The organism is Nocardia sp. NPDC020380, assembly GCF_044386975.1.
Classification (GTDB): Bacteria; Actinomycetota; Actinomycetes; order Mycobacteriales; family Mycobacteriaceae; genus Nocardia.
The window spans coordinates 207552-232385 of record NZ_JBIRVQ010000004.1 but is presented as its reverse complement, the minus strand read 5'-3'; the positions used below and the strand labels follow the sequence as shown (position 1 = coordinate 232385).

The window sequence follows — 24834 nt, the reverse complement described above, 5'->3', positions numbered from 1 at the left end:
CGAGGAACAGTCGCTGCTGGGGGTCCATGTAATCGGCTTCGGCGGGAATGATGTCGAAGAAGGTCGGGTCGAAGCGGTCGATATCGCTCAGCAGACCGGCCCATTTGGAGTTCGTGGTGCCGGGGACCGGCGGGCCCGGGCGGTAGTAGTCGGTGACGGGCCACCTGTCCGGCGGGATCTCGGTGACCGAGTCGACTCCGGCAATGAGGTTGCGCCAGAATCCGTCCAGGTCGTCGGCTCCGGGGAAACGGCCGGACATGCCGACTATGGCGATATCCATCGTGTCCGGCGGCGTGGTGCGGTGGGGGACAGCGGGGACTTGTTTCTCCGTCTGTGGTCGGGAGGACTTCAGTTCTTCCGCAATGCGATGACCCAGTGCTCGCACCGAGGGGTACTCGAAGAGCACCGTGGGACGCAGCGCCAGCCCGTAGCGACTGTTGACCTGCTCGACGAGTCGTACGGCCAGGATGGAGTCCACGCCGTAGTCGGCGAAGGATCGGTCGGCCCGGATATCGGCAGTGGTCATCCCGAGCGTGGTGGCGACCAGCGCGATGAGCTCTGGCTCCGGATCGGCAGCGGTGCTGTGGGTATCCGGTGCGACGGTGTGGAGTGCAGGCTCTGTACCGGGCGGGGCAAGAGCAGGCACCGGGCTCACCGCGGTCAGCAGCCGGAATCCGGGATCCTCGGCGTCGGCGGTGAGTCCAGGACCATAGCTGTGCAGGTCGGTGAATCCAGCGCTGGAAAGCGCATTGCGCCAGCCGGTCTCGGACAATAGCGGTGAATGGGGCAGACGCAGCTCCGGATCTGAGTATCCGTGCCAGCCGTCGAGCAATCCGAAGGTCAGCGCTACCGCTTCCAGGTCGGCGGTGAGCTCGCTCAACGCGAGCACGCCGTCGGTGGTCAGTAATCGACGAACGGAATCCAGTGAGGTGGCTATCGAAGTGGTCGCGTGCAAGACATTGGCGGCGAGCACGAGATCGAAGCTGCCTGCCTCGAATCCCTGTGGCGCCGGGTCACGCTCGATGTCCAAGACACCGAACCGCAACTGTGGATACGCGGAGAACTCGCGCCGGCCGTGTGCGAGGAAGCTCGGCGAAACATCGGTGTAGTGATACTCGACAGCGAGATCGAGCGGCGCGAGAGCCGCGAGCACGGCGTGCGTGGTCGCGCCGGTGCCCGCCCCCACCTCGAGGATTCGTACCGGCGCGGCACTCGCCCGCTCGCGCGTCGCCTTCGCTACGAAATCGGCGACCAGCCCATTGGTGAAGTCATAGCCGGCATTGCCTCGGTAGATGCCGGCGACGAGGTCCGTATCCCCGTGCGGGAAAAGCACTTCCGTCGCGGACGTGGTGCCGCGTAATACGTCGGCGCAATGCGCTGCGCAGGCATCGAGGAGGCGTACGTAGGGCGCGGTCTGTGGGAACCGGGCGAGCAGATCCGCGCGCATCCAGGCGCATCCCGGGGCAGGTCCGGTGACCGTGATCCGGTCGGCATGCCGCTCGACGAAGCCGTGGCGAGTGAGAGTTTCGAGGCAATACGCCAAGTACCGCCGGTGGCGTGGAGTGATGTGGAGGCGGTCAGCGATCTCGGAGTCGGGCCATTCACCTGGTGTGAGGCCCATCTGGGTCAGCGCGCCGAACATGAGTGTCGCGGCATACCGGCCCAGATCGATTCGGCTACTGTTCAAGTCGATAGCGAGTCGGGTTGTCGGGATGAATTTGCCAGGCGCAGAAGGTGATTCACTGGTCGGTGTCGGTGTCGGTGTCGGACCGATCCAGCAGACCCTGCGCTCGAACGGGTATCCGGGCAGGGCGATTCGGCGCACGGGTGCACCATGCCTGCTCTGCCAGTCGACATTGCGCCCTGCGACCCAAGCCTCCGCGGCGTCTTCGGATGAGGCAGTGAGATCGACTGTGCCAGTGCTGGGTTCGATGCTGATCTCACCCGCAAACCAACGTCCTGGCTGTCCGGCGAGATATTGCTCCAAGGCATCGGCCGCGGCGGCCGGACTTTCGGCGACAGTGGCGAAACGGTGGTACAGGGCGGGTCTGCCCTGCTGAAGCGTGCGGGCCGCATCACCGACCTCGGCTGGATCCATATCCCGTAAGCGCGCCGCGAGCGCGCGGGCGTACTCGTGTAGCTGGGTCTCGGTGCGTGCCGAGAGCACCACGGTTTGGGCGCCGGCGGCCGGGCCCGGGACGCGCTCATCGAGGAACTCTTCCACCACCACATGCGCATTGGCGCCACCCGCCCCGAACGCACTGACACCTGCCCGCCGTGGCGTGGGAGAGCCGTCGGCCATCGGGCGCGGCCAGTCTTCGGCCTGCTGCGGCAGATAGAACCGGGACTCCGCCAGTCCGAGTTGCGGATTGGGCGGGTCGGCGTGCAGCGTCGGCGCGATCCGGCCGTGCTGAAGCTGGAGCAGCACTCTGGTCAGTCCCGCGATGCCCGCCGCGGATTCCAGATGACCGATGCTCGACTTGGTCGACCCGATCGCGCATTGTCCCGGTGAGCGATCGAAAACGGTTCGCAAACCGGCAATTTCGATGGGATCTCCGAGCGCTGTCCCGCTGCCGTGGGCCTCGAGATAGCCGATGTCCGCCGGATCCACACCCGCTTCACGCAATGCCCGGTCGACGGCCTCGGCCTGCGCACCCGGGTGCGGAACGCTGTACCCGGCGGAATGGCCGCCGTGATTGATGGCGCTGCCGGTGAGCAGCCCATAGATCGTGTCCCCATCGGCGAGTGCGGCATCCAACGGCTTGAGGTACAACGCACCCGCACCCTCACCGGGCACATAGCCATCGGCATCGGCGCCGAACGGACGGCATTGCCCTGTGGCCGACCGCATTCCGAGGGTGTCGAGCAGTACGAACTTGTCCGGGTGCAACAGCAGATTCACGCCGCCTACGAGCGCGGCATCGCAATCCCCGTCGAGAATGCTGCGCCGAGCCAGATGCAGGGCCGTCAGCGACGACGAACAGGCGGTGTCGACCACCAGACTCGGCCCGCGCAATCCCAGGCAATAGGACACACGATTGGCGATGGAGGACGGCAACGACGCCACCGCGACCGGTGACTCCGCTTGCGTGGCCTCTACCCCTAGCAGCCGGTAGTCGGCCCACGTGACACCTACGAACACACCGACCCGATCACCGGTCGACCCGAGCGCACCGGGCTGATAGCCGGCATGCTCCAGTGCGGCATAAGCCTGTTCCAAAAACAGCCGCTCCTGCGGATCGAGCAAGGCCGCCGTCGCGGGTGGAATCCGGAAGAACAATGGATCGAAGCCCGCGACATCCTCGAGAAAGCCGCCTTTGTACGCGATCGAATCCGCGCCCGGATGTCCGTCCGACAACCGTCGACCTGGAGGCACCGGCCCGACCGCGTCATGCCCGGTCACCAGGTTGTGCCAGAACTCATCGAGGTTCTCGGCCCCTGGATAGCGGCCGGCCATCCCGACCACCGCGATTGCAGTCCGGGCGGCCGGGGGCTGGGCAGGGCCAGTGATCGCTGTCGCCTGCGCTGCAACAGTATTCGACGCGATCGCGGGCCCGCGGTCGTCGGCGGGCGTGAAAGTGGTCTCCCATGGCTGTGCCGCGAGGACAGGTGCCAATCCGAGCAAGTCGCGTAGCGCATCGGCCTGGCCCCAGACCACGGTCGACTGGGCGTGGTCATCTGTTGCGGACAACACCAGGTCGAGCCCCACTTCGGTGGGCAATTCACCGAAGCCCATGTCACGCAATGCCCGTCGGGCGGCGGCCGGCGGCCGCATTCCACCCTCGGCCCATACCGGCCACGCGAGACTCACCACGGTCGGTCCCGGCTGGCCGGCCGATTGTTCGGCAAGAACGTCCAGATAGCGATTCGCCGCCGCGTAATCGGATTGCCCTGGATTACCGACGATTCCGGCGAGCGACGAGAAGAGCACCAAGCGGTGTGCATCGGACATTGTGGCCAATAGGTTCGCGGCCCCGATCAGCTTGGGCCCGAGCACTGTTCGGGCACTGTCACGATCGGTGGACAAAAGCATTCCGTCGCGCAGTTCGCCCGCGCAGTGGTACACCACATCGATCCGGCCGAAATGCGCCCGGGCCACCTCGGCCAGGCGCTGCACATCGGCGGCGACGGTCACATCCGCCGTCACATGGATTGCGCTGCCGCCCAGTTCGTGAAGCTCGCGCAGCAGCCGGACAGCCGTCTCGTCGAGCGGATGGCGAGCCGCGAGTACCAGTCGCCCGCCACGCCCGGCCAGTCTGCGGGCAAGCATCCGGCCGATACCGCCCATGCCTCCGGTTATGACCGCGACGTCGGTCGGCTGATCATCGCCGGGCTGGTGTGTACCGCCGAGGATTACCGCGACGTCCGGCCTCTTCTGGCCGAGTTGGCGGGTGCCGACGGCGGCCGTCGTGGGTTCGGGTCCGTCGTGATGGCTGGTGCTGTGGGTGCGATCGGTGGCTGTCGTGGCGTTCGGCTTGTAGCGGTGGGTGGGCTGGTCGGTGCTGGTGCGTTCCCGCGGCACGCGGACCTCGCGTAGGCCGTGCCAAAAGCGAATCTCGCTGGCGGCGCGCTGTTCCGGCGCACGGGCGATCTCCGCGGCAATGATCCGGGGTAGGTCCGCGTCGGCCTCGTACAGCACCGCGGCCACCTTCGGGTGCGGGAGCTCCCGACGGGCCGTCCGGGCGAGGCCGCCCGCCATCGCGGTGAACAGCGCGCCGCTGGTGGTCGCTGGGCTGACAGCGAGCACAATCGGGCACATCGCGGCGGCGGTGGCGGATTCGGCGAGTGCACGCATCAGATCGCGCAGGGGCAAGTAGCCCTGCTCGATCAGCTGTGCAGGATCCGTTGTCGCATCGGGGCCGGTGTCATTCCATCGGTAGATTGCGGCATCGAAGGTGAGCCCACGATCGGACAGATGCCGCAGTAGGCGTTCCATGTGCTTCGGATCGGCTGGATCGATCGTGTAGCCGTCCGCCTGTGTGGCGAAGACGTCGCCTGGTCGGATGTGGATGGTCTGTATTGGCGGGTTCGGTTGGTACGGGGCGGCATCGGTGTCGAAGACCAGCAAGGCGTGCGGCGATACGGCGGTTTCGGGTGTGGTGGTTGCGGGTTCCCAGTCGAAGCCGAAGACCATCAGGCTGTCGGTGTCGTTCTGCGGTGGGTCGAAGGTCGTGGCGTCGGCCAAATGGTCGGCGAGGGCGTCGATCGTCTGGTGCTCGAACAGCAGGGTGGGGTAGAGCAGTCGGCCGAGGCGCGACTCCAGTGCGGTGGTCATTTGCAACAGGCGGGCCGAGTCGACGCCCAGCTCGTAAAATCCTGCGTCGGTGGCGATCTCGGCAGGGGCGAGTCCGGTCGCTTCGGCGATGAGCTGCCGGAGTTCGGTGACCAGTGCCGCCCGGTCCGTAGGGCCTGTAACCGGGGGAGCTGCGATCACGTCGTTTGTGGGGCGTATCTCCCTGGTGACAGCACCAGGATCTGTGCCGAGGCTACGATACAGGTCGCTGTCACTGCGTACGCGTTTCGCGGTGAGGTTCCGGTATTCGGCGATGAGCGCGCCGGAGGTGTCGGTGAGCAGGATGTCGGCCTGCATCACGTCGGCTCTGCCGTCCACCGCGCGGACCACCGAGCGCAGGATCACCTCGTCCGGGGTGGGTTGCCAGGCGCGGAATCGACCGAGGTACATAGGGATGTAGGCACTGTCGTCGTCGGGGTCGACGCAGCCTACGAACGGCACGATGGTCGCGGCGTCGAGAAAGGTGGGGTGCAACAGGAACTCCGAGGCGCGCGCCGCAGCCTCGGGGCCGAGTCCGAGGAGGGCGGTGGCGTTGTCGCCATCCCAATCGAAATGACCTGTTGCGCACATGAATCCGCGGTGCACGATGCTGCGTCCGCGGACATGCTCGTACATCTGCTGCAATGGGCGATTGCCCATCGTGGGCACGAGTGGCGGCAGAACGGGTTCGGGTGCGTCGGTGCGAGCTGCTACGCATTCCGCGATGCGGAGGGGCGGATCCGTGGGCTCGCCGCCGGATCCCTGCCTGGCCGCCTCGATATCGATCTGCCCGGTCACCGGGTCGACTCGGAAGATGATGCGAGCTGTTCCGTCCGGCAGCGTCAATGGCCGGTGGAACAGTATGTCGCGCAACTCGATATCGGCCTGAGCATGCCCCGCGGCCAGCGCCGCGCGCTGGAGGATATCCAGATACACCACGCCCGGCAGGATGGGCATGCCGTGCACCCGATGGTCGAAGACCACGGGATCGTCCGCTCGGAGAGTGGTTGCGAAACTGGTCAATTCGATCCCTGTCATGACAGTGGCTCCAATCGCAGCATCGGCAGCCGCTCGGCGAGAGCAGGCAGGGGGAGGGCAGACCGCTTGGGCAGCAACAGGCGCCGCTTGACGAACCGCGGCGGCGGCAGCGCGATCCGGGCAGCGTGATAGCCCGGTGGAGCCTGCTCGACGATGAGGTGCGCATTGGTGCCGCCGAATCCGAACGAACTCACCCCGGCCAGCCGGTGGCGGCCATCAGCGGTGATCCACGGCGTCGGTTCACGGTTGACATACAGCGGCGAGCCGTCGAACCGGAATCGCGGGTTGAGATTCGGGCAGTGCAGCGAGGGCGGAATCAGGCCATTGCGCACGGCGAGAATGGTCTTGACCGCACCCGCGATGCCGGAGGCACCCAGCAGATGACCGATATTGGTTTTCACACTGCCGACCGCGCAGCGATCCGCCTTGTCCGGTCGTGAGCCGAGCACCGTGGCCAGCGCCTTGAGCTCGATGGGGTCGCCGATCATGGTTCCGGTGCCGTGCGCCTCGACATACGACAGCTCGTCCGGGGCCGCACCCGCCGCACGCAGCGCCCCGGTGATCACCGAGATCTGCGCCTGCAGGTTCGGCGTCGTGAAACCCATGGTGTGACCGTCATTGCCGACCGCGGAGCCGCGAAGGACCGCATATACCTGGTCGCCGTCACGCATCGCCGCATCCAGTGGTTTGAGCAGCAGGGCAGCGGCGCCCTCGCCGGGCACGAAGCCGTCGGCGTTCTGATCGAAGGTGCGGCACAGACCGTTCGGAGACAACACACCCGCGGCCGACAGCGTCAGATAGCTCATCTCGTCGAGCAGCACCTCGACGCCGCCCACGAGCGCCGCATCCAGCTCACCTGTCCGCAAAGCCTGGCAGGCCAGATGCACGGCGACCAGTGAGGAAGAGCAGGCGCTGTCGATCACCATATTGGCTGCGTGCCAGTCGAAATGGTCCGAGATGCGCGCCGCGATGAAGTTCTGGCCGGTACCGAGCAGCGTGTGCCGATCGGGCACCGGCATTCGCTCGAAGTAGTTGGCCGAGCGGCAGCCGACATAGACGCCGATCCGCCCGCCGGCCAGCTGGTTCGGCTCGTAGCCCGCGTCCGCGACAGCGCCGGCCGACACCTCGAGCATGAGCCGCTGCAGCGGGTCCATCTGGCGGGCGAATGGTTCGGTGAGGCCGAAGTAGTCCGGATCGAAGAGGTCGATATCGGTGAGGAAGCCACCCAATTTGCTGACGGTGCGTCCAGGGCGTGGCTCGGGTGCGTAATAGCGTGCCGGATCCCATCGGGCCGGATCGACCTCGCGGACAGCGCATTCGCCGGCGGCCAGCAAGCGCCAGAAGTCGTCCGGTGTATCGCCGCCGGGGAGGCGGCAGCCGATGCCGACGACCGCGATGGGGGCCTGCGCGGTCGGAACCGGCTTCCATGCCTGGCCTGGTGACAGGCTCGAAACCGGTGCAGCTTCGGCGGTCGTGGCCTTAGCGGTGACAGTCGTTGCCCTAGTAGTGAATCGATGCGGATAGCGCTCGGCCAGCAGCTCGGACAACGCCTGCAGCGTCGGGTATTCGAGCACCGTGGCGGGGTCGACCGGCTCATCGACCAGGCCCTCGATGCGGCGGACCACCGAGGCGATGAGCACCGAATCGGCGCCGTAGTCCTCGAATCGGCGATCGGGTTCGAATCGCGTCTGCGGCAGCTTCAACTCCTCGGAGAAGATGCGCAGCAGATCCTGGTAGGCGGCCGGTCGCGGTGTCGTGCCGTTCGAGGCGGGCCGCCGGGTGCCGCCATTGGTGGCAGCGCGTGATCTCGGCGGGGTGCGCAGTGTGAGGGTGGGGTCGGGGCCCAGATAGGGCAGCAGGACCGGCTCATTTGGCACTGCCAGAACGGCTTCCAGGAGTCGGAGACCGTCGGCGGCAGCCAGTTTGGGGAGGCCCGTCGCACCGTAGGCCGCGGTGGTGATCTCACGCAGGCCGCCGTCGCGGAAGGACGGCCACTGCACCGACCGCACTTCGGCGTGGCCGGCGGCCCGCCGGGCCTCGGCGAAGCGATCCAGGTGGGCATTGGCCATGGCGTAGTCGGACAGCCCCACCGCCAGTGTCGGCACGATGGCCGCCACCGAGGAGAAGAGCACGAAGAAGTCCGGCCGATCGGTGTCGAGCGCCTCGGCCAGCGCGGCCAGGCCGGCGATCTTGGGCTCGGCAACCTCCGCGATGCCCGGACCGGTCTTGTGTACGAAGGCCGGACTTTCCGCCGAGGCAATGCCCGCGCAATGCAGCACACCCGCAATGGGACCGAGTTCGGTGCGGACCGCGCCGAAGAAGTCGCGTAGCGCGGCACGATCGGTGAGCGGACCGCTGTAGAGCCGAACCGTCGCACCGCGCTCGCGTAGCGCCCGAAGGCTACGCACCCGGCCCGCTGACGGATCTCCATTGACGGCGAGTCGATCCCACTGATCTTCCGGCGGCAGCGGCGCTCTGCCGAGCAACGCCAGCCGTCGTACCCCGCGGTCGACCAGCATGGAAGCGAACTGCGCGCCGAGCCCGCGGGTCCCGCCGGTGATCACATAGACGCCCTCGGGATCGATCCGCACGCTCCCGGTGGGTTGCGCCGCAGCCAGTTCCGGCACCTCGCGAACGGCACCCCGATAGCGCACGCGCGGGCCGTCGTCGGTCCATGCGCATTCCGCGCCGAGGACGCGGAGCAACCGATCCGGATCGGCAGCGACCGATGCCCTCGAATCCGCGAAATACACACTGCGGGTGCTGATATCGGTGAACTCCCGTGCCAGCCCCGCCGCAAGACCTGCGAGCGGGGCGTACTCGGGCCCGTCGACTCCGGGCAGGCCGGCGCATACGTGCAGTAGCGTCACCGCGCCCGCGTGCGCATCGAAAACGCCTTGGTAGAAACCGATCCGGCCGAAATCGACCGATCCGGCGGTCGAGCCTCGAAGGGGCGCCAGATCGCAGAGGTCGATCACGCAGTCGGTGTCGCGATGGTGTGCGAGCATCGCCCGGCCGAGGTGCGCACCGTCCGCGAAGTTGTTGCGGTCCAAGTACTCAGGGAAAGCTTTGCCCGCCGCCGTGGGCCGACGTGCGCTCCCTACCGTCACGAGCCGATCGACGCCGCCGATCGTGGCGGCCACGGCGTTGCGCAAAGCGGCGGGTGTGTCCTCGTCGCAGAGCACGATCACGCGGTGTTCGTGCAGCGTGTCCACGGGCGCGGGGGCCTCTCGCCACCGCGGCACCAGGACCTGCGGAGTGGAATCGTCGGTGGCTGCGGTATCGGTGATATCCGGCAGCCAGTAACGCTCCCGCGCAAACGGATAGGTGGGCAATGCGATTTGTCGCCGCTGCTCATGGGATGGGCGCCAGTCGACGGGTTCGCCGGCCAGCCAGCGGTGGGCGCGTGGGTCGCGGTTGGCCGAGGGCTGGGCAGGCCAGGCCGCCAGTTGGTCAGCGAGCTCGGCCACCGTGGTTGCCGTGAACAGAGCGCGGGTTGGCAGCTGGATGCGGCCGCGTTGGAGGGTGTGAGCGGTGTCCGCGAGATCTGGCTGTTCGGTAGTGAGGAACCCGTGCAGACGGGCTACATACTCCGCCAGCCGTTCTGGGTCGCGGGCCGACAGTGGGATCAGATGCGGGCCGGAGACGGGGGTGGGCATGCGGGTGTCGAGGTATTCCTCGATGATGACGTGCGCGTTGGAGCCGCCCGCCCCGAAGGAGTTGATCACCGCGCGCCGCGGGCGCCCGGACTCCGGAGACGGCCACGGCACCAGGCGATCCGGGACACGGAACGGCGTGGCGGAGAAATCGATGGCGGGGTTCGGTGGGCTGCTGTGCAGCGAGGGCGCGATCATGCCGGCGCCCAGTTGCAGCACCACCTTGGTGAGTGCGGCAATACCGGCCGCCGCCTCGGTGTGACCGATGTTCGACTTCACCGAGCCGAGCAGGCAGCTGCCGGGGATCGCGGCGCCGAATACCCGTGATAGTCCGGCGATTTCGATCGGATCTCCGAGGGCAGTACCGGTGCCGTGCGCCTCGATATAGGAGATCGTCGCCGGATCGATGTCGCCGCTGCGCAGGGCCGCCCGGATCACCTCCGCGTGCGCCTCCGGATTCGGCACGGTGAAACCGGTGACGTGACCGCCGTGGTTGATCGCGGTGCCCTTGATCACCGCGTGGATGGTGTCGCCGTCGGCCTCGGCATCGGCCAGCGGGCGCAGCACGACGGCGCCTACTCCCTCGCCCGGCACGTATCCGTCTCCACCCGCGCCGAACGAACGGCAGCGCCCGTCGGTGGAGAGGTACTTGCCTTGGCTGAGGGCCAGATACTTGTACGGGTGCGTGGTCAGATTGACGCCGCCCGCGATCGCCAGTCGGCATTCGCCGGTGCGCAGGCTCTGACACGCCAGGTGTAGCGCGGTCAGCGACGACGAGCACGCGGTATCGACGGCCATGCTGGGGCCGCGGAAATCCAGCGCATGCGAGACCCGGTTGGCGATGCTCCAATACGTCGACGACGGCACCGCGCCATGGCCCAACCGGCGCGGATCGCCCGCGAAGAGTTGATAATTGCCCCACATGACTCCGGCGAACACGCCCGCCTCGCCGTGGCCGAGCCCGTTGCGGAACAGGTCGTCGGCGGTATGGCCGGCGTTCTCCAGTGCGGCCCAGGCGATTTGCAGGAAGAGTCGTTCCTGCGGGTCGAGGAGTTCGGCTTCGCGCGGTGAGATGGCGAAGAACAGCGGGTCGAAGCAATCGACATCGTCGAGGAAGCCGCCCCACCTGCTGTAGGAGGTGTGTGGACGGTTCCGGTCCGGATCGAAGTAATCGTCGGGATTCCATCGCTCGGAAGGGATTTCGGTGATGCAATCGCGGCCCGTCGCCAGCACCTGCCAGAACTCGGTGAGGTCGGCAGCGCCCGGATACCGACCTGCCATCCCGACGATCGCGATATCCCCGTCTCGGGACGGGCGGGTCGCCCCGGAGCCGGGCGCGGGTCGGCTATCGGGCCGTGGCTCCGACCGAGGCGTCGGCTGAGTGGCTGCGGTCTGTTCAACGAGATAGTCGACCAGCGCGCGTGGTGTCGGATACTCGTAGGCAAGCGTCATGGGCAGCCGCAGCCCGGTTGTGTAGGCCAGCTTGTCGCGAAGTTCCACTGCGGCAAGAGAATTGATCGCGGCGTCGGACAGCGGTAGGTCGAGGTCGTGGGTGTCGGACAGACCGGCGGCCTGACGGACCAGATGCTCGAAGCGCGTGACGGCTGAGTTCGTAGCGCGCGGAACGGTATCGACGGCGGCGGATGCATCGGTGCCCGTCGTGGCGGACCCATGGAGAGGTGCTGTGGCGTCGATGCGGATCAATCGCATGCCCCCGACCGCGAGCAGCACCCGGCCCGCCGCGTCGAGCACCTCGACGTCGTAGACGCCGGCGGCGCCGGTCTGTTCGACCACCCGCGCATGGCCGAAGCGGGCCGTTCCGCTCCGGCCGTAAACGGTGACGCTGTCGATGGCGAACGGGACCCAGGTGTGCAATCTGGCATCCGCATCGAGGGCGGCGAGGATCGTGTGGAAGGCCGAATCCAGCACCGCCGGATGCACGATATCGGTGTCGCCGTAGGGATCCGACAAGGTCACGAGGCCTTCGCGCCTGCCGGTGCGGATTCCGCGCGCCTGCTGGAATGCCGGGCCGTATGACAGCCGTGAGGCCGCAAGGCTCGCGTAGAAGTCCTTGCTGGGCATGGTGTCCGGGCAGCGTGCGCGGACACCCTCGAGATCCAGATCGGGGGGCGGCGCGATTTCCGCGGACATGGTGAGCCGAGCCGTCAGATACGACTGTCCCGCACCTGCCGCCGGGCCGGCCTCGACCGTGAAGTGGCCCTCGGCCGGATGGAAATCCAGTGCCAGCCGGTGACGGTCGGTCAGCTCGACCGCACGATGCAGCTGGAGGTCGGTGAGCCGCAGTGCATTGCCGCGTTCGGCACCCATCGACCGTGCCGCACGCACGATGGCGGTCAGATACCAGGAGGCGGGGAGCAGCACCCGGCCGTCGATGACATGGTCGCGCAAGTACCTCTGGTGATCCGGTCCGACGGTCGCCGAGAATCGTGTCAGCGGCGCAGGAGCGTCCACGCGGACGGGATGGTCCGATACATCAGGCTGATCCGGGCTGCCGCCGTGATCGAGCGCGGTAGCCTGCACCGGCGCGGTTACGTGGGGCGCGGTTACGTGGGGCGCGGACGCGTGGGCCGGCGCGGGGGCAAGATCGAGCCAGCAGTGACGGCGCTGGAAGGTGTAGGTGGGCGCGATGATCCGCCGCCGCTGATGCGGGCGATGCACCTGCTCCCAATCGATGTCGATACCCGCCGTGTACAGCTGTGCCAGCGCGGCGCCCATCGATGCGAGAGCATCCTGGCCGCGGCGCAGCGACGGCACGAATCGCGCGGGCTGCTCGACACATCGTTGCCCGAGTGCCGAAAGGATGGGGTGGGGACCTATTTCGAGATACATGTCCGTGCCGAGCCCGGCCAGTGCCTGCATTCCTGCGGCGAATTGCACCGGCCGGCGGGTATGTCGCGCGAAGTACTCCGCGGTCAGCTCGCCTGCGGCCAGCGGCACGCCGGTGACGTTGGAGATCAGCGGAATCGCCGGGTCCGACAGCTGGATTCGCTCTGCCGCCGAGATCAGGTCGGCGAGCATCGGTTCCATGAGCGGGGAGTGGAAGGCATGGGAGACGCTCAACGGGGTGGTGCTCATACCCATGGCGCGCAGCCGGTCGCCCAGCTGTCGTAGAGCGGCCGCGCGGCCCGCCACGACAACCTGTTCCGGACCGTTGAATGCCGCCACCGAGACCGCGTCCGCTTCTGCCGTCGCCGAGGCGGTCAGCGCGGGATCGCCTGTGACAGCGAGCATCTCACCGCTTTCCGGCAGGCCCTGCATCAACCGACCCCGGAGTGCGACGAGCCGGAGTGCATCCGTCACCTCGAGTGCGCCCGCCGCGCACGCGGCAACGTACTCTCCGACGCTGTGCCCGAGGACGGCCGCGGGCTCGATACCCCAGTCCCGCCACAGTTGCCACAGCGACCACTCGACCGCGAACAGCGCGGGCTGGGCGAACACCGTTCTGGCCAGCATCTGGGCGCCGGAGGTTTCATCGAACACCACATCCAGCAGACGTCGGCTGTTCGCCGGGCTCCCAGGATCGGCTATGGGGCCGACGATTTCATCGCACTGTCGCATAGCGGCCGCGAAAACCGGTTCGGCGTCGAACAGGTCCCTCGCCATACCCGGATACTGCGATCCCTGCCCGGTGAACAACAAGGCGAGAACCGGTCGGGGAGCGGCTCGCTCGACGCGTCCGCGGGCGACCAAGTGATCATCGGCCGTTCCAGTGGCCGCCGCCCGCAGCTGTACGGTCGCATCGGCGCGCGAATCGGCGACAATGGCGAGCCGGTCCTCGAAATGGGTACGCCCGGCCGCCGCCGTGTATGCGAAGTCGCCGAGGCCGTCCGGATGGGCGGTGGCTCCAGGATCGTCGGCGAGTGCGTCGGCCCAGCTCTGCGCGAGTGCGGTCAGGGCCTCGCCGCTGCGGGCCGAGAGCACCAGAACCTGATGCGATCCGGTGTCCGGCGCGGAGGCGGTGACCGGTGTGGGCTCCTGCAGCACCACATGGGCGTTGGTGCCGCTCATCCCGAACGAACTCACCGCCGTGAGTCGGGGTCCCGAGGAGATCGGCCAATGGCGTCGTTCTCGCACCACCTCCAAAGGAACTGCATCCCAGTCGATGTGCGGGTTGGGGTTGTCGAAATGGAGGCTCGGCGGGATCTCGCCGTGCTGCATCATCAGCACGGCCTTGATCAGGCCCGCGACACCTGCCGCGCCCTCGGTGTGGCCGATATTGCCTTTGATCGATCCGATCAGCAGTGGAGTGGTGCGGCCGGCACCATAGGCAGAGGCCAATGCGCCGGCCTCGATGGGATCGCCGAGCGGCGTTCCGGTGCCATGGGCTTCGACATAGCCCACGTCGGCGGGAGACACCCCGGCGCGGTCGAGCGCCTCGGCGATGACCCGCTCCTGGGCTGGTCCGTTGGGGGCCGTGAGTCCGTTGGACCTGCCATCATGATTGACCGCGATGCCCCGCACTACCGCCAGCACCGGGTGCCCGTGGCGGCGTGCGGCCGAAAGTCGCTCGGCCACAACCACTCCGCATCCGTCGGCGCGCACGTATCCCTTGGCGTCGGCGTCGAAGGCCCGGCACTGGCCATCGGGGGAGAGAGCGCCGAGGCGGCAGAACGCGATCGTGGTGTCCTGATCCAACTGCAGGTTGACTCCACCAACCAGGGCGAGGTCGCAGCGACCCGCGCGGAGGCTGTCGACCGCCGATTGCAAGGCCACGAGTGAGGAGGAACAGGCGGTGTCCAGTGTGAGCGCCGGCCCCTGTAGACCGAGGCAGTACGCCACGCGGCCCGCGGCGATGCTGCGGGCAGTGCCGGTGATGAAATACGGGCCGAAAGTCGTCGGGTCACGGTGCGCGCCGGTGGTTCCCGGATTGCTGCGCGTGCCCGGATACTCGTCGAAACACAGGCCGACGAAGACCCCGGTACGACTACCTACCAAACTGCCCGGCGCGTACCCCGCGCGTTCCAGCGCCTCCCAGGATGTTTCCAGTAGCAGCCGGTGCTGCGGGTCGACGGCTTTGGCCTCGGTCGCGGCCATGTCGAAGAATTCCGGATCGAACTGATCGCATTGGTCGAGGAAGCCGCCCCAGCGGGTGTACATGGTGCCGAGTGCGGTGGGGTCTTCGTCGAAGACCGCGTCGATATCCCAGCGATCGGCGGGTACCTCGGTGATGGCGTCGCGGCCTGCGGACAGGAGATCCCAGAGCAGCTCCGGGCTATTGGCCCCGCCGGGGAAGCGGCAGCTCATTCCGACGATGACGATCGGGTCGTCCGAATCATCGTCGGACATGGCGGGTTCGGCTACATCGGCCGCTGACGCCGGGGTGGTGACGGTCGGAGCGTTGGGTGCTGCGGCGGGCACCCCGCCCGTTCGATCCACCAGAGCGGCGATCGCGCGGATCGTCGGGTGATCGAAAACCAGTGTCGGGGGGAGGGTTCGGCCGATCTCGGTCGACAACGCATTGCGGAGTTCGAGGCTGGTCAGCGAATCCACGCCGATATCACGCAATGGGCGGTCGGGATCCACCTCGGCGGGCAGATCCAGCAGCCGCATCACGATCCACTGCACCACTGAGCGTGTATCGACCTTTGCGGTGGTCGCTGTGACGATTGCGTCGCTGGTCGCGAACACTCCGGTAGTTGCCGGATCGATCCGAAGCAACCGATCCAGCGCCGCGTCGGCATCGGCGACCGTGAGTGCGGGAAAACCGCGCTGAGCCAATCGGTCCAGCAGGCCCGGTTGTGAGGCAGCCATCCCGACTTCCGCGAACGGTCCCCACGCGACGCTCAACGCCGGAAGTCCATCTGCACGCCGTCGCCAGGCCAGCGCATCGAGTGCGGCATTCGCGGCGGCATAGTTGGCTTGACCCGGTGAGCCGAGCAGTCCGGCCACCGAGGAATACATGATGAACAGGTCCAGGGGCAGGTTCCTGGTGAGTTCGTCGAGGTGTTGCGCGCCTTCATATTTCGGGCCCAGGACCTTCTCGAAGCGCGACCACTCCTGATCGGTGACCAGTGCGTCGTCGAGCACGCCCGCGCAGTGGATCACGCCACGCAGCACCGGCATATCGGAGTCCGAGAGCTCGGTGAGGAGTCCCGCGACGGCGGCGCGCTCGCCGATATCGATGCGGCGCTGTAGGACTCGGACGCCCATGGTTGTGAGTTCCTCGACCAGTGCACGACCCTCCGGGCCCGGTCCGCCACGGCCGATGAGAGCCAGGTGGCGTGCGCCGCGTGCCACCAGCCAGCGCGCGGCCGCGGCACCGAGTCCGCCGAAACCGCCGGTGACGAGGTAGGTTCCATCGGCCACCACGCGTGCGGCCGGTGCCGCGCACAGCACGATCTTGCCGATGTGGCCGCCTTGGGACATCGTCCGGAAGGCGGGCTCCACGGCCGACATCGGATAGGTCGCGAGCGGCAACGGGGTCAGCTCGCCGTGTGCGATGAGTGCGGCTACCTCGCGCAGGATCGTGCCGAGTCGATCCGGGCCCGCCTCGTTCAGATCGAAGGCCCGGTAGCGCACGTCGGGACGGTCGGCGGCGATCGTGTCCGGGCTGCGCACATCGGTTTTGCCGAGTTCGACGAAACGGCCACCGGGATTCAGCAGCCCGATGCCCTCGTCGATGAACGAACCGGTCAGCGAATTCAGCACCACGTCGACGCCTGTGCCACCCGTGCGGGCGCGGATCGCTGCGGCGAAACCGGACTCACGGGAGCTGTAGACCTGCGGTAGACCGAGCGCGCGGACGGCCGGCCATTTGGCCGGGGCCGCGGTCGCGAATACCTGCGCACCTGCCCGGCGGGCCAATTGCACGGCGGCCATGCCGACTCCGCCCGCGGCCGCGTGTGCCAGCACGCTGGTCCCCGGGCCCACTGCCGCGAGATCGAAGAGGGCATACCAGGCGGTGGTGAAGGCCATCGGGATCGAAGCGGCCGTGGTGAACGACATGCCCTCGGGGATGGCCGCGGTCAGCCTGCGATCGACGGTGACGTAGCGGGCGAGGCTGCCGCCGGTGAGCGCCATAACCCGATCGCCTACGCGGAACTCCTGCTCGCCCGCGCCGATTCGGTTCACCCGGCCCGCACATTCGAATCCGAGCGGGCTCGGTCCATCGGGGTACGCGCCAAGTGCGAGCAGGATGTCGCGGAAGTTGAGACCTGTTGCCGCCACTTCGATTTCGAGCTGTTCCGGGTCCGGTGCGATACGGTCGGCGGGTGTGCCGCGCAAGGCGGCGAATTCGCCGGACGGGTCGGGCGTGAATCGGTAGTTCTCGGTATCGGGGACCACTGCGTCGGACGGCCAGGGACCGTTCGTGGTGCGGCCGGCCAAAGTCCGATCGCCTCGGAGAGCGAACTGTGCCTCGTCTCCGGCGTCGCACAGGATCGCCGTGGCGTGCCCGGAATCAACCCGCTCGGGTGCGAGGTCGAGTAACCGGCAACGCAATTCGGGATGTTCGGCGGCGAGAGTGCGACCGAATCCCCACATCATCGCTTGCTCAGGTGATGGCCGATCGGTCGCGGCAGCGTACTGCGCGCCGACGGTTACCAGCCATAGCGAGGTAGCCGGGCGACCGTGCGCTACGAGGGCTCGGGTGAGCTGAAGGGCTGCGGTGAGTCGAGTCTGTGCTGATCCGCCACACCATGCGTAAACCACTGCGGTGGCTGAATCCTGAGCGAGCAGGCGTGCGAAACCTGACGGGTCTTCGACCGGCAGCAGGTATCTGCCGTTCGCGGCAGCGAATTCGCTACCGGGGCGCACCAGCACGACGTCGGCACCCCGCGCGGTGAGTCCGGCGGCCAGCGCATCGCCAGGCTCGCTGTCGCTGAATACCAGCCACCGGCCGGTTGGGCGAGAATCGGCGATCACCGCCGGAGTCCACGTCAGCTGATGCCGCAATGCATCGATCCGAGCGGTATCGATTGCGGTGGTATCGGTTCGGGAGTCGCGTGCGGCGGGGGGCTCGCTGTCCGCCCGCGGTGCCGCCGCGGGCGCATCATCCACCTCGATCCAATGCCGTCTGCGCTGGAACGGATAGGTGGGCAGCTCCGGGTAGCGAGTTCTGCCGAGATATTCTGTGGCCCAGTCGATTGCGGCGCCAGAGAGATATCGGCGCGCCAGTTCGACTGTTCGAACCCCGTGCTGGTCTGCGGCCACGATGACCTCGCCGGGAGCGGTCGTGCTGTCGGCGAGCGCGGCCAATCCCCGTCGTGCCGTCTCGATGCTGTCGGCGATGACCGCTGCCCGGCATTCGAAATGAGAGCGGCCCGCATTCATCGCTGTGCAGAGCTGCGGGAGAGGAATGTCCGGGTGGGCGGCGAGGTGGTCCCGATACCGCGCGGCGAGATCGCGCAGCGCTCCCTCGGTGCGAGCGGAGAGCACGAGCAGATCCGCGGCCGGCTCACCGATCGCGGACCAGGGAACCGATTGCGGGGGAGCCTCTTCCAGCAGTACGTGGGCGTTGGTGCCGCTGATTCCGAAGGCGCTCACTCCGGCGCGGCGCGGTCGGGCCGAGCGCGGCCACGGAGTGGGTTCGGCCACGACCCGGATGGCGAGGTCATCCCAATCGATGTGAGGGTTACCCCGGCGGTAGTGCAACGTGGACGGAATCCGTTGGTGGCGAAGCGATTCGACCACCTTGATGATCCCGGCGATACCCGCAGCCGCTTGGGTGTGCCCGATATTCGATTTGACCGCGCCGAGCAGCAGCGGTCGCTCCACGGGCCGCCGCGCCGCCAATGTGGCGGCCAGCGCGTTCACCTCGATCGGATCGCCGAGCGCGGTGCCGGTGCCGTGGGCCTCGACATAATCGACATCGGCCGCGTCCAGCCGGGCATCGGTGAGGGCCGCGCGCAACACGGTCTCCTGCGCCGGTCCGTTGGGCGCGCTCAATCCCTGGCTGCGCCCGTCGGAATTGACTGCCGAACCGCGAACCACCGCGAGTATGCGGTCACCGTCGCGCCGCGCGTCGGACAGCCGCTTGAGGACGAGGGCCGCGGCCCCGTCGCTCCACACCACACCGTCCGCGGCGGCGTCGAAGCTCTTGCAGCGTCCGTCCCGGGCCAGTCCTCGGGCTCGGGCGAAGTAGATGTCGAGGGTAGGGGTGAGGACCACGCTCGCGGCAGCGGCGATGGCCAGGTCGGATTCGCCTCGGCGCAGGCTCTGTACCGCGAGGTGGACCGCGACCAGCGATGACGAACAGGCAGTGTCGACGGTAAGACTCGGCCCGCCCGCACCGAGGAAGTAGGACAGCCGGCCCGAGGCGACGCTGGAGAGATTGCCGGTGCCGAACCAGCCGTCCGGGGCAATGCCCGCCCGGGTCATCCGCTCGGCGTAGTCATTCGACATGATGCCTGCGAAAACCCCGGTGGCACTGCCCATTACCTGGTCGGCCGGATGATTCGCGTGCTCCAGCGCCTCCCATGTCACCTCCAGCAGTAGCCGCTGCTGGGGGTCGAGCATGCGGGCTTCGCCCTCGGAGATATTGAAGAAGCCGGCATCGAAATCCTCGACACCGTCGACGAATCCGCCCCAGCGGGTGTAGGTCTTGCCCTCGGCGTCCGGGTCGGGGTCGTAGTGGGCGGCGAGGTTCCAGCGGTGCGCGGGTACCTCGGTGATGGCGTCGACCTCGTCGGAGATCAGCTGCCACAAGCGGGCGGGACTGTCGACGCCGCCGGGGAACCGGCAGGCCATGCCGATGATGGCGACGGCGTCCGGGTCGTCGGGTGGCTGCTGCCGGGTGACATCCGGGGTGGGGACGGTCTCCGGCGAGGGTGCCCGAACCTCAACGGGCTGGGGCGTTTCAGGAGCCCGGCGGGCCAACTCGGCTGCCACCTCCTGGACGGAGGGATGGTCGAAGAGCAAGGTCGCGGGTAGCCGGATGCCTAGCTGCTCGGCGAGGGCAGTGCGCAGATCCACCGCCATGATCGAATCCAGGCCGAGTTCACGCAGTGGTGTGCGGTCGGGGATCGGCGCGGTGCGCTGTAGTACCGCCGCTGCTTGATCGCGCACCAAGCTCAGTAGGTCAGGTGCGGGATTGGCGCTGTGGTTAGGTTGTGCGGGAGCAGGTTTCGCGATGGCATGTGTGGTGAGTACGCCGCCGGTGGTGGATATGGTGTCCCACATCGTCGCGGCATCGCCGGGGGCCAGTGGACCGATCCCGGCCTGTCGCCACCGCGCGAGGGCGGCATCGCCCAGTCCGCTCGCCATACCGACCGTCGCCCACGGTCCCCATTGGACGCTCGTCGCGGGCAGGCCGCTCGCCCGGCGCATGCGGGCCAGCCCGTCGAGAAATCCGTTGGCGGCGGCGTAACCGGCTTGTCCGCCGGTGCCTTTCGAGGCGCTGATCGAGGAGAAGAGGACGAAGTGGTCCAGATCGTGTCCGGCGGTCAGTTCGTGCAGGTGCCAGGCGCCCATTGCCTTGCCGGCGAAGATGCGGCGTAGTCGTTCGGGTGTGTGGTTCAGCAGTGTCCCGTCGTCGAGGACGCCGGCACAATGCACGATCCCGCCCAGCCGGGGGAGATCCGTGCCGAATCGATCGACCAGCTTTCTGGCTGCCACATTGTCGGCGATGTCGGTGCGCACGCAGTGGACGGCAATGCCACGTGCGGTGAGCCGGTCGACGAGTACGGTCGCTTCCGCACTCGGTGCGCTGCGGCCGGTGAGCACGAGGGTGCGGACGCCGCGGTCCGCGAGCAGTGCGGCCGTGTGCAATCCGAGAGCTCCGAGCCCGCCGGTGACCAGATAGGCGGCCGTGGCATCGAGAATCTGGCGGTCCCGTGCCATGGGAAGAGGGGAGAAGGTCGGCGCGTATCGGCCGTCGGGACGGACCGCGACTATGAGTTGGCCGTCCGTCGCCGTGATCTCGCTGATGACGTCGTCGGCATCGAGTGGCAGCTCGGCCGCGATATCGATGACCCGGCAACCGATTTCGGGCAGCTCGGTGCGAATCACGGCCGCCAGGCCCGCCAGTGCGGCGGCGGTGGGTCCGGGGTGCGGAGTGTTCGAGCGGGCATTGTGAGTGACCAGCAGTAGCGGACCCCGGCCGGTTCCAGCGGCCATTGCCTGGGCGCTGCTCAGCGCCGTTTCGACTGCGCGGAAGGCGGAGTCGGCGTCGTCCCCGGCCTCGATCAGGAACAATACGGAGTCATCCGCGATCCGAGCGGGTAGGACCGGCACCGCGAGTGCCCGGTGCCCGGCGCGCTCGAGGCCCGAGGCCACCGCCGAGGCGGGGTGCGAGGGGCCGAGTATTCGCCATTTCCGCTGTGGGGCCGCCGACGCGGATGCGCCGAGCGAGTGCCATTCTTCGTGGCCGATGAACAGGTGCTCTGGTGTCACCGCGGGCTCTGCTGGCAAGAGCGGACTCGGAACCGGTTCGGCGGCCGCGAAACGCACGCCCGTCAGGATGGCCAGTACCGTCCCGTCGTCGGCATACAGCGTGACGTCTACTGTGCTGTTGTGGGCGGCGCCAGCTGCATTGCTGCTCGAACATGCCAGTGCCCAGCCATATTTCACCGGATCCGGGGTCATGGTCAGTTGCGTGCGGTCGATGGCGATCGGTGGGCCGACCGGACCTGTGGCGGATGCCAGTGCGAATCCGGTCTGGATGGCAGCGTCGAGCAATGCGGCCTGGAGCGGGTCGGCGGATGGATGCAGCGTTGCTGGGCGAATCAATCTGGACAGCAACCGATCTGGCCCAGCATGCAGCTCGGTTATCCATCGCAGGCTCGGACCGAGGTCGAGGTGCGCTGTGGTGCAGTGGTTATGGAAGTCGGCAAGGTCGTAGTCGGTGCGGCAGCTGGACCGGGCCGACTGCAGAGATTCGTGGTCGGCGGACTCGCTCTCGTCGAGGTGGCGGATGTGCGCCGAGCAGACGATCGGATCATCGGCTGTGGCAGCGAATGTCACGTCGACTCCTACCGCCGCCGGAGCGGTGCGGACCACCGGTGTGTGGCTCGTGCCCAGCGGCCGGGCGACAATGAAATCGAGCAGTTCTTGTGGACCGGCGGGGGCGGCGACCTTGGCGGCGCGTAGCAGGAGGTACGCGGCCGGTAGTACCGCGTTGCCGTCGAGCCTGTGTTCGTCGAGATAGCTGGGTAGCGGCTGTTCTGCGGCGGCGGGATTCGAATCAGTGGGTTGTGCAGTCATATTCGGGACGCAGCGTTCACGTTCGAAGGGGTAGGTGGGTAGATCGGTGCGACGCCGCGCGCCCGGGTCAATTACGGCGGGCCATGTGGGTTCCGCACCGGCACAGTAGAGTTCGCCGAGCGCGGACAGGATCGAATGGTCCGCTGCGGTTCCAGGCGCGGCGGCGGCCATCCAGCGGATGCCAGGATCGGTGATCACCTGCCGGCCCAGCTCGGTGAGTACCGGTTGCGGGCCGAGCTCGAGGTAGCAGTCCACCCCGAGTTGCGCCGAAGTACGCAGGGCATCGGCGAACCGGACCGGCATTCGCGCTTGCGTGGCCCAGTATTCGGGATCGAGGTCCTCGGGTGCGGTGGGGCGACCGGTGAGGCCGGACACCATGGTGATCGTCGAATCTGGTTGGGGAGTGGGGAAAAGACATTCGCGGGCAATGGTTCGGAGGTCGTCGAGAACGGGGTCGATCGCAGGGGAGTGGAAGGCGGTGCGGCCCGGCAGCGCGATGGTGGTGAGGCCGCGTGCGGCCGCGGTCGCGCAGGCGCGCTGTACGGCTGCGGCAGAGCCGGAGATGACGAACTGGTCCTCGCTGTTGATCGCGGCGACCGTTATCCCGGGTGTCTCGCTATCCAGCACGTCGCTCAGCTGAGACGGCTTGCCGTATACCGCCGCCATCGCACCGTCCGAGGGCAGCGATTGCATCAAACGCCCGCGCTCGGCCGCGAGCCGCAGTGCCGCAGCGGGTTCCAGGGCACCGGCAATGCAGGCGGCCACGAGCTCACCGAGGCTGTGGCCGAGCACCGCCACCGGTTCGATACCCCACGCGGACCACAGGCGGAAGCACGCCCATTCGAAGGTGAACAACGTGGGCTGGGCGAGGTCGGTCCGGTCCGGCGTGAGATCGGCCGGGTCCAGCAAGAGTTTTCGCAGGCGGCGGCCGTCGGCGAACTCTCCCAGCAGTTCGTCGCATTCGTCCACTGCGGTGCGGAACGCCGGAAACGTGTCGTAGAGCCCGGCGCCCATGCCGGGGTACTGGGTGCCTTGCCCGGTGCACAACAGTGCGATCCGTGGTGGGTGTGAGGTCGCCGTGCTCCGCATCGCGGTGCGGGTGCGCAACTGGTGGGCGGCGTCGGCGGCGTTGGATGCGACGACCGCGGCCCGGTGGCCGAACGATTGGCGGCCGAGCATTGCCGTCGCGCAGACGTCGGCGAACGAACTGTCGGTATTCGGAAGCGCTGCCGCCCATTGCGTGAGCTGCGCATCCAGCGCTCGATCCGAGCGGGCCGAGAGGACCAGGAGCTGTGCGCCTTCGTTTGCCGGCGTAGGCGTTCGATTCGGGGGCTCACCGAGGATGATGTGTGCGTTGGTACCGGCGAAACCGAACGAGCTCACTCCGGCATACCGCGGCCGGTCCCCGCGTGGCCATGCGGTATCCGCGGTGGGAATCGCCAGCGACGACCCCTGCAAGGTGATATTCGGGTTGAGTGTGGTGAAACCGTGCTGCCGTGGCACGGTTTCGTGTTCGAGCACCAGGATCGCCTTGATGAGCCCGGCAATGCCCGCCGCCGACTCCAGGTGCCCGATCTGGGATTTCACCGATCCGAGCAGACAGTCCGCACCATCGGGGCGAACCGTGCCGAGAACCTCGCGCAGGGCCTCGATCTCTATCGGATCGCCGAGCAGCGTTCCGGTGCCGTGGGTTTCGACGTAGCCGATATCCGTTGCGGCGCAACCTGCCTCGGCGAGTGCGCGTCGCAGCAGTTGCGCCTGGGCGACCTGGCTGGGCGCGGTGAGCCCGAGGGATCGCCCGTCGTGGTTGACCGCCGAGCCGCGGATGACGGCCCGGATATCGTCGCGATCGGCCAGCGCCTGCGAAAGACGTTTCAGCACAATCATTCCGGCGCCCTCGCCACGCACGTAGCCATTGGCCGCGGCATCGAAGGGGCGGCAGCGGCCGGTCGGCGAGAGGGCGTTCATGCGGTGCAGCGCGGCCGAGATGAGTTCGGATTGCAGCAGATTGACACCGCCCGCGAGCGCCACATCGCAGTCGCCCGCCTGCAGGCTGCGCACCGCCTGGTGGATCGCGACCAGCGAGGACGAGCATGCGGTATCGATCGCGATCGCAGGGCCGCGCAGGCCCAGCAGATACGAGATGCGGCCCGCGACAATGCTCGACATCGTGCCGGTGAGGGTGTGCGCGTCCACCGACGCGACTCCCTGCGGGGTAAGGGTTCGCTGGTACTCCTGCCAGCTCACCCCCGCGAAAACGCCGGTGGCGGACCCGTTCGACTGCGCGGGGATGATGGCGGCGTTTTCCAGTGCCTCCCAGGCTGTTTCGAGGATCAGCCGTTGTTGCGGGTCCATTGCGGCGGCTTCGCGGGGTGCGATCCCCATGAAGTCGGTGTCCATGGTGTCGATCGGATCGGTGAGCAGGCCGGCCCGATAGGCCTGGCTGCCGGGCTCGGGCTCCCAGCGATTCGCGGGCACCGGGATGACGGCGTCGGCGCCCGACCGGATCAACTCCCAGTACTGCTGGGCGTTGTGCACGCCGCCGGGGAGGCGGCAGGCGAGGCCGATAATTGCAATGGGTTCGTTCGGCGAATATGAAGCAATCGATCCTTGGGTGCCGTCTTGCAGCTCTTCGATTCTCTTAAGAGCCCGAGTGAGCATTTGTCGGAGTTGCCGACCACTGTCTGTCGCCATGTTGACCGCCAA

Annotated in this window: 2 protein-coding genes (1 of these 2 cut by a window edge); both read right to left on the bottom strand. The window is 67.7% G+C overall.

Features of this window, described 5'->3' with window-relative positions; translation table 11 throughout:
- A protein-coding gene (locus tag ACH438_RS11815) for an SDR family NAD(P)-dependent oxidoreductase (protein ID WP_397004064.1) crosses the window boundary here: on the bottom strand, positions 1–6310 show its 5' portion. It extends 5552 nt beyond the left edge of the window; the window shows 6310 of its 11862 coding nt (coding positions 1–6310); it begins with the start codon at positions 6308–6310; the stop codon falls past the left edge of the window.
- On the bottom strand, positions 6307–24834 hold the full coding sequence (locus ACH438_RS11810) for an SDR family NAD(P)-dependent oxidoreductase (RefSeq protein ID WP_397004062.1): 18528 nt from the start codon (positions 24832–24834) through the stop codon (positions 6307–6309). Before ACH438_RS11810 ends, ACH438_RS11815 begins: the two co-directional genes overlap by 4 nt.